The organism is Bacillus cereus (assembly GCF_007678085.1).
Classification (GTDB): domain Bacteria; phylum Bacillota; class Bacilli; order Bacillales; family Bacillaceae_G; genus Bacillus_A; species Bacillus_A cereus_BE.
In genome coordinates this window covers 1,174,584-1,187,082 of record NZ_VEDW01000001.1, presented here as the reverse complement: position 1 = coordinate 1,187,082, position 12,499 = coordinate 1,174,584, and the positions used below count along the sequence as shown (strand labels likewise).

Genomic DNA, 12,499 nt, shown 5'->3' with positions numbered 1-12,499 from the left:
AGATTTAAAAAGGGGTATTTATGAAAAAAATAATATTAATAGGTTCTGGTGGTTCAGGTAAATCTACATTAGCAAGGCAGTTAGGTAATAAATTAAATATTAAAGTGCATCATCTTGATGCGTTATTTTGGAAACCGAATTGGGAAGGTGTACCGAAAGAAGAGCAAAGAAAGGTTCAATATGAATTAGTTAAAGAAGATGAGTGGATTATTGATGGGAATTATGGCGGGACAATGGACATAAGAATTAATGCAGCTGATACAATTATCTTTCTTGATATCCATAGAACAATATGTGTTTATCGTGCTTTTAAAAGAGTTGTACAATGTCGGAATAAAACAAGGCCGGATATGGGAATATCCTAAAACGAAACGACCTTCAATTTTAAAGCGGCTAAATCAATTGAGTAAAGATAAAGATGTTGTTATTTTAAAATCTGCAAATGAAGTAAGGCTATTTTTAGAGAAGTACAATCACGTAAATTGTTAAATTATAAAAAGAAGTATAATGGGGGGATTGGATTGAATAGATTCATTGACTCCGTTGATATTAATATGGTGAAAATTCCAGCAGGAAAAGTAGATTTAAGAGATGATCGAATAAAAAAACAATGGCAAGTTCAAATTAAACCATTTCTTCTTGCGAAATATGTTGTAACGATGGAATTATATGATGCGATTGCAAATAATAAACCAAGTTTATTGCAAGATAAAAATAAACCAGTTGTAAATATCTCATGGAATGATGCCATTATGTTTTGTAATTTACTTTCAAAAAAAGCGGGATTAAAAGAATATTATTCTACTAGTAACAATGTTCAAATTGTTAGTTGTAATTTAGATTCAAATGGTTACCGATTACCTTCAGAAGCAGAGTGGCAATATGCGTGTAAAGCAGGAACGACTGGATACATATACGGTGAACTGAAAAAAATTGCTTGGTATAATGAAAATTCAAATGGACGTATTCAGGAAGTCGGTAAAAAAGAGCCGAATGCATGGGGTTTGTATGACATGTTAGGAAACGTTTGGGAATGGTGCTATGATTTGTATGATGAAAAGGTGTATGGATCGTACCGAATTTTCCGAGGCGGTAGCTGGGCTGAAGCAGCTAGAGGTTGTGGTACGACTTGTCGCCGCCGTAGTCATCCTACATTTTATATCGATGACCTTGGGTTTAGGCTTGCTAGGTCCATTTAGAAGAATAAGACCAAAACAACATAGAAAAGATTTAAATTAAGGAGTGTTTAAAGTGGCACGTGTTTTATTCATTAATACTGGATCAGAAGGTCATATAAATCCAACATTGCAAGTTGTAGAAGAATTAGTTTCACGCGGGGAAGAGGTAGTTTATTTTTCAATTGAATCTTTTAGAGAACGTATTGAAAAGACCGGTGCTACTGTACGAACAATTGATGAGCAAAAGTTTATAAAAGCTTTTCTTTCTGGTGGTCGAAATTATTTACTAGAGAGAATAAATGGTCTTTTACATACGGCAGATGTTATTATACCAAATGTTCTTGAACAAATTGAAGGGGAACATTTTGATTACATCATTCATGATTCAATGTTTGGCTGTGGACGTATAATTGCTCAAATTCTAAAGCTTCCTGCAATAAATTCTTGTACATCTTTTGCACAGGATGAAAAATCATTTGAACAAATGTTAGATCACTTGTCTAAAAATATCCGAGTGGAAGTTCAGGGTAAGATATATAATGATTTTGAAAGATTAACCAAGGAGATTGCGGAAAAATATAGTGTTGAAATAAACTCACCGTATGAAGTTTTCTGTAATCCAGCGCCACTTACTATAGTGTATACAATTAAGGAGTTTCAACCTTTTGGAGATATGCTTGATGAAACATTTAAGTTTGTTGGTCCATCTATATCTACACAACTAAAAAATGAAGTGTTTGATTTTACTACAATTGAAGAAAAAAGCGTAGTTTATATTTCTCTAGGCACTGTTTTTAATGAAGCACTTGATTTTTATAAACTATGTATGAAGGCGTTTGAGAATAGTGATCATACAATTGTGATGTCTATTGGTAATAAAACGAACATAAGTGATTTAGGTGAAATTCCTAAAAACTTCATTGTGAAAAATTATGTACCACAAACGAAACTACTTACATATACAAAGTTATTTATTACACATGGCGGGATGAACAGTACACATGAAGGACTATATAACGGGATTCCACTCATTGTAATTCCACAAAGTGCAGATCAGCCAGTTATCGCAAAGCAAGTGGAGAATCTTAGAGCTGGGGTTAAGTTGTCAATGAAGGAATTAACTGAGGAACTACTACGTGAAAGTGTAGAATTTGTATTAAATTATCCATCATATAAAGAAGCTGCATTGAATTTGAAGGAGTCTTTCCGAAAATCTAGTGGCTATAAGGAAGCTGCTGATGAGATTTTTACATTTATAGGTCAGTAATAAATAGAAAATTACATATGAGAAGAGTGTCTATATGAAATGATATAGACACTCTTCTTTTATATGAAGCGGAGAATTCGTTGTTTTGAAAGAATGAATATTCTGTTTTGTGAATTCAGGCTATAGTTTTACGTGTTAGTAATGATTTCACAGCTTCCGCACAGTTTCTGCACAACTTTTGCACATACTTTGATGATTTCTATGTCATGATATATTCATCAAGTGAAATATTTCACAAGAAATGAAATATATTTTCACTGCGGTGTATGCATAATTAACACATACATCGATACAAGATTGTCTCTTGTTATTCTTTTACATCGAAGCCCACATTACACTACAAAGTATAACAAGAAGGGGACATGAACATGAATAATCGATTATTAAAACAACTACAAAACATGAAAATGAACAAAAAAAGTCTAGGAGCTATTGCATTAACAGCTGGAATTATTGGCACAACACTTATTCCTCAAAACGCATACGCGCACGGTTTTGTTGAAAAGCCTAGCAGCCGATCTGCTTTATGTAGTCCAACTTATGGTGCACTAAATGTAAACTGCGGAAGTGTTATGTATGAACCACAAAGTTTGGAAGCTCCAAAAGGCTTCCCACAAGGTGGCCCAGTTGATGGACAAATCGCGTCTGCAGGCGGAAAATTTGGTGGTATTTTAGATCAACAAACAGAAAATCGTTGGTTTAAAAATACAATCACAGGCGGGGAAAATACATTTACTTGGAAGTATACAGCGCCTCACTTAACGAGTAAATGGCATTACTATATTACCAAAAAAGGATGGAATCCAAATAAAGCGCTAACAAGAGCAGATTTAGAACCAATTGGAACTGTACAACATGATGGCTCTGCAGCCTCAAATCATTTAACTCACAAAATTAATGTACCTACTGATAGAAGTGGATATCATGTGATTTTAGCAGTATGGGATGTAGCTGATACGGCAAATGCATTCTATAATGTCATTGATGTTAATCTCATCAATGACGTAAAACCAGACACAGAAGCTCCAAGTATTCCAAATGGAATTCAGGCACAAAAAGTAACAACGAATAGTATAGAACTAGCATGGAACGCTTCTACGGATAATGTAGGGGTAAAAGGGTATCAAATCTTCCGTAACGGAGAGATGATTGATACAGTACCAGGAACTCATTTTATTGACAAAAAACTACAACCAATTACAGAATACTCTTATACTGTAAAAGCAATTGACGCAGCTGGAAATGTTTCGAAAGAAAGTGCAGCGCTTACAGTAAAAACAACAGTTGAGACTCCTGATACAGAAGCACCAACACAACCAAAAGGGTTACATAGTATGGGAACGACAGCGTCAAGTGTGGATCTAATGTGGAGTTCTTCTGACGATAATTTTGGTGTAGACCATTACGATATTTATAGAGAAACAGAAGGATCATTGAAAAAAATTGCAACATCCAATGCGACTTCTTATATGGATAATAATTTACTCTCTAATACTACTTATAAATATGTAGTGAAAGCTGTTGATGTAGCTGGAAATGAATCTGTACAGAGTGATATATTCGTAATTACCACAAAAACTGAAAGCGCTTCATATGAAGAGTGGGATGCAAAGAAAGCATATGAAAAGGGAGATAGAGTTCTACACGAGGGAAAAGTATATGAAGCAGTCCAGAGTTATCAAGGAAATGGGGATCCAAACTGGATTTATGCTTTATCATTATGGAAAACAGTGTAAGCCTTACCTAAATATGAACTAAGAGATGATGGGCTTTGATGCAAAAGAAAATCTTGAGAATTCACTTTTCTATTTATAAAAAAGGGTAGTATATAAATTCATATACTACCCTTTTTATTATGATAGTACTTTCGTCATAAGAACGTGCGGAATACCATCTTCCATAAATTCATCAGAAGAAGTTTCATAATCTAATTTTTTATAAAATCCTTCAGCTTGTGTTTGACCGTGTAGTTTTACTTTTGTTGCTTCTTTGTCACGAGCAATTTCTTCTAGCGCTTTGATTATTACTTTTCCTAATCCGTATTTACGATAGTCTTTTAAAATACAGATGCGTTCTAATTTTCCTGCACCGTCAACAAATCGTATACGACCTGTACCTACAGGAAGATCGTTATAATAAACTAAAATGTGTTTACATTTCTCACTGATTTCATCGAATGTATCGAATTCATCTTCAAGAGGGACATTTTGTTCTTTTACAAATACTTCTTTTCGAATATGAAAGGCAGTTTCTAAATCAGTAAGTTCTGTTATGAGTTTGGAGTGCAAATTGTTCAGCCCTTTCTAGTTTGATATGCTTTTGTTTTCATAGTATATCATAATGATACGCAATAAAGAGAAAATATAAAAAGCTGACTGTAAGAGTCAGCCTTCATTATAATTCCTTTATCCCATTTTTTGTTCCAATAATCGCTTTATTACTCATATTAATAAACAATCCTGTTTCAACTACGCCTGTAATCATTTTTAATTGCGTGTGTATATTGGCAGGATTAGATATGTTTTGAGGGAATACACAATCGATAATCATGTTATTGTTATCGGTAATAAATGTTGCATTATTTTTTAAACGTAACGTTGTTTGACAACCTAAAGATTGAATTTTCCTTTCCGTTTGTTTCCATAAAAAAGGTGTAATTTCAACAGGTAATGGGAAAGTGCCTAAATGCGTTACGAGTTTTGATTCATCAGCAATGATAATTAGTTCTTTAGAAGATGAGGCAACGATTTTTTCACGAAGTAATGCGCCACCGCCACCTTTTATTAATTGTAAATTTGAATCAATTTCATCTGCACCATCGATTGTAAGATCGAGTATATCAATTTCGTTTAAGGAGATTAATGGAATGGATAGTTGTTTAGCTAAAGTTTCCGTTTCTTTTGATGTTGGTACAGCTTGAAATGATAATCCTTCTTTTACACGCTCACCTAATTTTTGTATCAACCAATATACAGTAGAACCTGTACCAAGTCCAACTTTCATCCCATCTTTTACAAAGTTAGCAGCATATTCACCAGCGATTTGTTTTAAATTTATCATATTATTCTGCGGGTCGCGGGCCTGCATCAAGACCTGAATTTTCTACTGTAAGTATAGGACGAACGACTATATCTTTATGTACGTGCATTTGGCATGATAAACGTAAGTGATCTTCAATTCCTTTTTCCGTAATCACATTTTTTTCATTAGAACCGGCTTCACAAAAATCACCTGCTATAATTTCTACTCTACAAGTTGTGCAGCGTGCTTTCCCACCGCAGCGATGGAGAATATTTACTCCGTTATCTTCAATCGCTAATACTAACTTTGTTCCTTCTTTTACATCAAAAGTTCCCGCACCTTCAATTGTTAATTTTGGCAAATTTGTTCCTCCTCACGTAAAATTGTACATAACATATTTATGACCGCGAATTATTGAACATAAACATAATTTTTTTATATGCCCCGTAACTTTTTTATTTGTTGAATCGTTAATTAAGTAAGCGCTGAAAAGGAGTGGTTATTTTGTGCACAAAAGTAACTCATATTTTTAAAAATCATATCGATATGAATCATTCAAATATAAACTTTTTAATTGAGCAATATGGAGAGTTGAAAAGGTACTGTACATTTTTAACGAAAAACAAATGGGACGGTGAAGACCTTGCCCAAGAAACAGTTTGTAAAGTTCTTCAAAAATATAGTAATAAAGATATTTGTAGTACACTTTTATATAAAATAGCTAGAAATCGTTGGATAGATCAGATGAAAGCAAAATCAGTTCATGAAAAACTAAAGGAACAAATTACTTTTGAAGAACCACAAGAGAACATTGCAGATTTACATGAAATGGTAGGGAAAGTATTATCGTCACTAAATGTACAGCAGTCCACAATTTTATTATTAAAGGATGTTTTTCAATATAGTATCGCTGATATTGCTAAAGTATGTTCCGTATCAGAAGGTGCAGTAAAAGCTTCTTTATTTCGTAGTAGAAATAGGCTAAAAACTGTAAGTGAAGAAGGGATTGAGATAGTCGAATTCACAGATGATATTGAAGTTGTAGTAACGTCTATACGTGAGGAAAAGCCGGAATTGTTAAGCAAGCTTCTTCCGACAATAGATTTTACTAAGTTACCATCTAAACAGCCAGTCTTATTATTTAATGCAAAAAAGCCTTCTTCCTACAGTTGTATGCTTTGCGCGGCATAACAATTATTGGAGGGATTTAAAATGAATGCAATTCCATATGTAGTAGAACAAACGAAATTAGGAGAACGTTCCTATGATATATATTCAAGGTTATTAAAAGACCGCATTATTATTATCGGTTCAGAAATAAATGATCAAGTAGCGAGTAGTGTCGTAGCTCAATTATTATTTTTAGAAGCGGAAGATGCAGAGAAAGATATATATTTATACATTAATAGCCCAGGTGGCTCAACGACAGCAGGTTTTGCCATATTAGATACGATGAATCTCATTAAACCAGATGTACAAACGCTATGTATGGGATTTGCAGCATCATTTGGAGCATTGTTACTATTATCAGGTGCAAAAGGAAAACGGTTTGCGCTCCCTAACAGTGAAATTATGATTCATCAACCGCTTGGTGGTGCGCAAGGTCAGGCAACAGAAATTGAAATCACAGCAAAAAGGATATTGAAGTTAAAGCATGATATTAATAAAATGATTGCAGAAAAAACGGGGCAACCGATTGAAAGAGTAGCACATGATACAGAAAGAGATTATTTTATGACTGCAGAAGAAGCGAAGGCATATGGGATAGTAGATGATGTTGTTACGAAAAAATAAGATGAAAACAGGCTAGCGGATATGTTAATCCTCTAGCCTGTTTTATTAATCTTTTACCCATTCATCAACTAGCGCTTGATTCTTTTTAATCCATTTTCGCGCCGCGTCTTCCGGATCTTTCGTTTTATTTAATTCGACCATTAATGTACCAAGCTGTTCATCGTTCATTTTCCATTTGTCAAAATATTTTATGATATTCGGATGATCTTTTTCGAAACCTTTACGAACAGAGTAATAAATGTCATCTTTTTCACCATATACTTTCTTAGGGTCTTTTAAATATTTTAAGTCAAATTCTGAAAAGCCCCAATGCGGATTCCAAAGCGTAACAGCGATTGGTTTCTTTTTCGTATATGCTTTCTTTAATTCACTCATCATCGCAGCCTCAGAAGATTGGACAAGTTTTAGTTTAATATCATATTCCTTCATTGCTTTGTTCGTTAAATTCATAAGACTACTTCCGGGTTCGATTCCGACAATTTTGTTATCTAGCTCATCTTTATGCGCATTTAAATCCTCAATACTGTTAATGTTTTTCACATAAAAAGGGACGACTAAGCCAAGTCCAGTACCTTCATACCATTTTGATTTTAAAACAATATCATCTTTATAACGATTATTTAGCGGTTTATCCGTAACGGGTAGCCATACTTCTAAATTAGCATCAACATCACCGCGAGCAACGCCAGTCCAAATCGCAGCTTTTTCTAAGTACATGAGTTCAACTTTGTAGCCTTTTTGTTCTAATAGAACTTTCCACATGTTTGCGGTTGCAATGTTTTCTTTCCAACTTGTTACACCAAGTTTAATTTTTCCTTTCGAATTTGCATTTGTTGCATTACATGAGGTGAAAATCATAGTAATAAATAATGCAAGGCATATAAGCCATATTTGCTTTCTCATTGAAAACCTCCTAAGAAACGTTTGCCTTTTTAAATAAATGTATAAGTAAGCATTCTTATTATGAACGGAAACGAGAATTTTAAAGAAATCTTATGAATGTCATTTTTATGTAATATTTCTTTGCAAAATCGCAACACTATGTGAATAGATGGGTAGAAAAGGAGTAGTGACATGGATAATACAAAGGTGCGTGTTGAAAACGTAACAAAAGTATTTGGGAAACACCCGCAAAAAGCGCTTACCTTATTAAAAGAAGGAAAAAGCAAATCGGAAATTTTGAAAGAGACAGGAATGAATGTTGGAGTGAAAAAGGCAACGTTCGAAGTATATACTGGAGAAATTTTCGTTATTATGGGGCTGTCTGGTAGCGGGAAATCTACGTTAGTTCGTATGTTAAACCAATTAATTAGACCAACAGCGGGGCATATATACATAGATGGTGAAGATATCGCAACGATGGGAAAAGAAGAGTTACGAAGAGTGAGAAGAACGAAGATGAGCATGGTATTTCAAAAGTTCGCTTTATTTCCGCACCGTACAGTGATACAAAACGTTGCGTACGGGTTAGAAATACAAGGAGTTCCAGTGGAGGAACGAGAGAATAAAGCGTTAGAATCGCTACAGTTAGTAGGACTCGATCATCATAAAGATAATTATCCAAGTCAACTTAGTGGCGGTATGCAGCAGCGCGTTGGAATCGCAAGGGCATTAACAAATAATCCAGATGTATTGTTAATGGATGAGTCATTTAGTGCATTAGATCCACTGATTCGAAAAGAAATGCAAGATGAGCTATTAGAACTTCAAGATAAAATGGAGAAAACAATTATTTTTATTACACACGATTTAGATGAAGCTCTTCGAATTGGAGATCGTATCGCTTTAATGAAAGATGGAGAGATTGTCCAAATTGGAACGCCTGAAGAAATTATGATGAGTCCTGCCAATGAATTTGTAGAGAAATTCGTGGCGGATGTGAATTTAGGAAAAGTAATTACGGCGGAATCTATATTAAAACGACCTGAAACTTTATTAATTGATCGTGGACCGCGTGTAGCACTTCAGATTATGAGGAATGCAGGTGTTTCTACTGTATATGTTGTTAACAAAAAATATGAGTTTTTAGGTATATTAACTGCAGATGATGCAAGTAAAGCAGTACAAAAGCAATGGCCAATTGCTGATTTATTGCTTAATGATATCCCGCACGTGTATTTAGATACTTTACTGGAAGAAACGTATGCGAAAATGGCGGAGATGAAATATCCGTTACCAGTAATCGATGAGAAGAAAAGGCTAAGAGGAATTATTAAACGCGAAAGTGTCATTCAAGCTCTTGCAGGTAATATTGAGGAAGAGGTGAAAGACGATGAGTAGTATACCACGTATTCCATTAGGGGAATGGGTTGATTCATTTGTTGCCAGTTTATACGAGCACTTTGAAGGCTTATTCCGGGGGTTCTCTTATATTATCGGCGGATTCGTTGATTTACTCACTAATTTTTTAACAATAATACCAGCTATATTGATGATTATTATCTTGTGTTTCCTCATTTGGTACACAACGAGAAAAGTATCTTTAGTTATTTTTACACTCATCGGATTATTATTTATTTTGAATATTAACTACTGGGCACAAACGATGCAAACATTAGCGCTCGTACTCACATCTGTTATTATTTCAATCATTGTCGGGATTCCAATTGGTATTTTAGCATCTCAAAATGAACGTTTTTCAAAATTTTTAAAACCGACATTAGATTTTATGCAAACAATGCCGGCGTTCGTATATCTTATTCCTGCGATTACATTTTTCGGAGTAGGTGTAGTGCCTGGGATTATTGCATCCGTAATCTTTGCAATGCCGCCGACAATTCGATTTACTGACTTAGGAATTAGACAAGTTCCAGAAGATTTAATAGAAGCAGCGAATGCGTTTGGCTCTACCGCATCACAAAAATTATTTAAAGTACAATTACCACTCGCAACTGGAACGATCATGGCAGGTGTGAACCAAAGCATTATGCTTTCTTTATCTATGGTAGTAACAGCATCTCTTGTAGGAGCACCAGGTCTTGGGGTTGATGTATACCGCTCTGTAACACAAGTAAATATCGGTATGGGATTTGAAGCTGGACTAGCTATTGTTGTCATCGCGATTATATTAGACCGTATTACACAAGGTTTTCATCAAAAAAGAAGATAAAGAAAAAACACACTTTATTATACAAAGTGTGTTTTTTCTTTGAAAAGATTACATACGAACAATAACAGAACCACCAGCTGGTGCACAAACTTGGTTTTGTTGTTGTTCCATTGATTTAATTAAATGATTATTTTCTTCGATTAATGAGATTAATTTCGCTAATTGGCTTTCAAGATTTACGATACGCTGCATCATATATTGTGAATCATGATGCAATGTATTCCTTACGGGATGGGGGGAATACACATATTGTTGATTTATATTTGGATTCCATTGAGGATACATTTAAATCTTTCCTCCTTCAATAAATTACGAAGCTTTCTTATAGTAAATGCCTATGTATAATTAATGGTTACTTGAAATTTTTTTATTATAAAAGGAGTATGTACAGAAAAAGGAAAAGATTATATGTGAAGTTAAAATGAATTTTTTGGAAATATTCAAGTGAGATAATGAATATTTTAATACATTCAAGTAAATGTATGTTATTTAGGGAGAAACGATGGGAGGCGATGCAATTTTGACTAAAAATAAAAAAAGAAATGATGCATTGGCGATAGGTGTCGCTATAGGGGTTGTAATTGGTGTGTTTCAAGGGGTCTTTACTAGTAATTTAGTAATTGGAATTGTGATAGGGATCGTAATTGGTGTTGCATTTTTGAAGAAATAATGAGTTTGTAAATTTATTTAAAAAATCTCTTTATTAAAAGAATGAATTTTCGGAATATAAATCCTATTTTTCCTTTTTTTATGCTATTATAAATAAAAAGGATGGTGATGGATATGTCAACAAACAATCAAGTAGAGCAAAACTGCTTTATTTGCGAAAAACATATAGGAAACATTACAGTTCCAGGTGGAGCTATTTACGAAGATGAACTCGTTTACGTTGGACATGTCCACTGGGATAGTGAAGAAACATACCTTGGTTATGTAATGATAGATATAAAAAGACATGTACCTGGCCTTGCTGAACTAACAGATGAAGAAGCGAAAGCGTTCGGACTTATAACAAGTAGAGTAAGTAAAGCGCTAAAAGAAAGTGAAGGTGCAGAACATATTTACACTTTTGTTTCAGGGAATGGTGTACCACATATGCATACGCACATCATACCGCGTTATCAAAATACACCCAAAGAGTTTTGGTCACCAACTGAAGTAGCGAAATGGACTGGTGCGCCATATGGTGACGCAGAGAAAATCAAAAAACTATGCGAAAGAATACGACAGTATATGGTGAGTGGATATGCATACAACAAATAATAGACAATATTCATGGGTTGGAAATAAGAAGATGTGTTTAGACGAAGTTTCGGTAAAACAATATGGAGATATCGTACTCGGTATATATGGCGGTAATATAAACGCTGGAGCAAAAAAGAATGAAGATGGTGCGTTAGTTTGGTCGAATGGTGATTGGGAATTTACAGCTATTTTAGATGGACATAATAGTGCGGAAAGTGTTGATTTAGTAGTAAATACAATCCAAAAAGAATATGAAAATATAAAAGTAATAATGAATGAATCGATTGATACAGTATTTCGCTCTGTTGAAAATCATATACTTACAATTTTTCAATCCTCTTCATTTAAAGAAAAATGCCAAAGAATTAAAGGGGAAACTGCTTGCTTAATATGTGTAAGAAAAGAAAATTATATATGGTGGCTATCTATTGGAGACTGTTTAGTTTATGTATTTCATGAAGAGTTACATAAATTAGGACAATATGCATTAAATCAACGTCAGTTTTACGAATGGATAGGAAATGTAAACACATTTCATTTACCAGTTCCTTGCTATTCAACAGGCATTCGTGAATTACGTACTGGAAAAAATCGAATTGTAATGGTTACAGATGGAGTATTAGAATGCGGCAAACGTCATTATGAAACACCATTGAATCTATATAATGATATGAATAGAAATAATATAGAACTTGACGAAAGTGTTCATTATGTATTAGAGCACGTTCATCATCAATTCGGACGAGATAGTGCGACAATTATTAGTTGGGACGTTGAAAACCAAAAGAATGCTACGTATCCAAGTGATCAACCGAATAAAAGGTAAAGGAGGAGACATCACTGCTTTTAGTTAAAGTAATTCTATTAGTATTATGGATCATATTT

15 protein-coding genes and 1 pseudogene are annotated in these 12,499 nt (G+C 34.1%); 11 read left to right on the top strand and 5 right to left on the bottom strand.

The window, feature by feature from the left end:
- The first annotated feature begins 20 nt into the window (after positions 1–20).
- The 4 genes and pseudogenes from FS742_RS06060 to FS742_RS06045 all read left to right on the top strand — a co-directional run bounded on the left by FS742_RS06060 (position 21) and on the right by FS742_RS06045 (position 4,181).
- A pseudogene (locus FS742_RS06060) lies at positions 21–489 on the top strand (DNA topology modulation protein).
- Between the two features lie 32 nt (positions 490–521).
- Complete coding sequence (locus FS742_RS06055) at positions 522–1,199, top strand: formylglycine-generating enzyme family protein (RefSeq protein WP_395940389.1); 678 nt, start codon at positions 522–524, stop codon at positions 1,197–1,199.
- Positions 1,200–1,251: 52 nt separating this feature from the next.
- A complete protein-coding gene (locus tag FS742_RS06050) occupies positions 1,252–2,445 on the top strand; it encodes a macrolide family glycosyltransferase (RefSeq protein WP_144611605.1) in 1,194 nt (397 codons plus the stop codon).
- Between the two features lie 368 nt (positions 2,446–2,813).
- Positions 2,814–4,181, top strand: a complete 1,368-nt coding sequence (locus FS742_RS06045) for a lytic polysaccharide monooxygenase (protein ID WP_144611604.1) — start codon at positions 2,814–2,816, stop codon at positions 4,179–4,181.
- Between the two features lie 117 nt (positions 4,182–4,298).
- On the opposite strand, the gene FS742_RS06040 is transcribed toward FS742_RS06045, so the two are convergent.
- The 3 genes from FS742_RS06040 to FS742_RS06030 form a co-directional block, all read right to left on the bottom strand.
- Positions 4,299–4,733: a GNAT family N-acetyltransferase gene (locus FS742_RS06040; RefSeq protein WP_144611603.1), complete on the bottom strand. Its 435-nt coding sequence runs from the start codon at positions 4,731–4,733 to the stop codon at positions 4,299–4,301.
- 106 nt (positions 4,734–4,839) lie between these two features.
- Positions 4,840–5,502 (bottom strand): ribose 5-phosphate isomerase A, encoded by a 663-nt coding sequence (gene rpiA / locus FS742_RS06035; protein WP_144612066.1) that lies wholly within the window; start codon positions 5,500–5,502, stop codon positions 4,840–4,842.
- 4 nt (positions 5,503–5,506) lie between these two features.
- A complete protein-coding gene (locus FS742_RS06030; protein WP_144611602.1) occupies positions 5,507–5,827 on the bottom strand; it encodes a 2Fe-2S iron-sulfur cluster-binding protein in 321 nt (106 codons plus the stop codon).
- A 143-nt stretch (positions 5,828–5,970) separates the two neighbouring features.
- On the opposite strand from FS742_RS06030, the gene FS742_RS06025 reads away from it, so the two are divergent.
- Together FS742_RS06025 and clpP are read left to right on the top strand one after the other, a co-directional pair.
- On the top strand, positions 5,971–6,657 hold the full coding sequence (locus FS742_RS06025) for an RNA polymerase subunit sigma-70 (RefSeq protein WP_144611601.1): 687 nt from the start codon (positions 5,971–5,973) through the stop codon (positions 6,655–6,657).
- A gap of 21 nt (positions 6,658–6,678) precedes the next feature.
- Positions 6,679–7,260 carry an ATP-dependent Clp endopeptidase proteolytic subunit ClpP gene (gene clpP / locus FS742_RS06020; RefSeq protein ID WP_006924303.1) on the top strand — a complete coding sequence of 194 codons (582 nt, stop codon included), beginning with the start codon at positions 6,679–6,681 and terminating at the stop codon, positions 7,258–7,260.
- Between the two features lie 45 nt (positions 7,261–7,305).
- Here clpP and FS742_RS06015 read toward each other — a convergent pair whose 3' ends face one another.
- Positions 7,306–8,163 (bottom strand): glycine betaine ABC transporter substrate-binding protein, encoded by an 858-nt coding sequence (locus FS742_RS06015; protein WP_144611600.1) that lies wholly within the window; start codon positions 8,161–8,163, stop codon positions 7,306–7,308.
- Between the two features lie 171 nt (positions 8,164–8,334).
- Here FS742_RS06015 and FS742_RS06010 point away from each other — a divergent pair, with 171 nt between their 5' ends.
- Together FS742_RS06010 and FS742_RS06005 are read left to right on the top strand one after the other, a co-directional pair.
- Positions 8,335–9,540: a quaternary amine ABC transporter ATP-binding protein gene (locus tag FS742_RS06010; protein ID WP_144611599.1), complete on the top strand. Its 1,206-nt coding sequence runs from the start codon at positions 8,335–8,337 to the stop codon at positions 9,538–9,540.
- A complete protein-coding gene (locus tag FS742_RS06005; protein WP_073515292.1) occupies positions 9,533–10,369 on the top strand; it encodes an ABC transporter permease in 837 nt (278 codons plus the stop codon). The genes FS742_RS06010 and FS742_RS06005 overlap by 8 nt, the downstream gene beginning before the upstream one ends.
- Before the next feature lie 48 nt (positions 10,370–10,417).
- On the opposite strand, the gene FS742_RS06000 is transcribed toward FS742_RS06005, so the two are convergent.
- Positions 10,418–10,654 carry a hypothetical protein gene (locus FS742_RS06000; protein ID WP_144611598.1) on the bottom strand — a complete coding sequence of 79 codons (237 nt, stop codon included), beginning with the start codon at positions 10,652–10,654 and terminating at the stop codon, positions 10,418–10,420.
- 217 nt (positions 10,655–10,871) lie between these two features.
- Between FS742_RS06000 and FS742_RS05995 the strand changes: the two genes are divergently transcribed.
- The 3 genes from FS742_RS05995 (at position 10,872) to FS742_RS05985 (ending at position 12,440) form a co-directional block, all read left to right on the top strand.
- Complete coding sequence (locus tag FS742_RS05995; RefSeq protein ID WP_144611597.1) at positions 10,872–11,039, top strand: glycine zipper domain-containing protein; 168 nt, start codon at positions 10,872–10,874, stop codon at positions 11,037–11,039.
- A 101-nt stretch (positions 11,040–11,140) separates the two neighbouring features.
- Entirely contained in the window at positions 11,141–11,632 is a 492-nt protein-coding gene (locus FS742_RS05990) for an HIT family protein (protein ID WP_260869627.1), read from the top strand.
- Positions 11,616–12,440, top strand: a complete 825-nt coding sequence (locus FS742_RS05985; RefSeq protein WP_144611595.1) for a PP2C family serine/threonine-protein phosphatase — start codon at positions 11,616–11,618, stop codon at positions 12,438–12,440. Before FS742_RS05990 ends, FS742_RS05985 begins: the two co-directional genes overlap by 17 nt.
- Positions 12,441–12,499 lie beyond the last annotated feature (59 nt).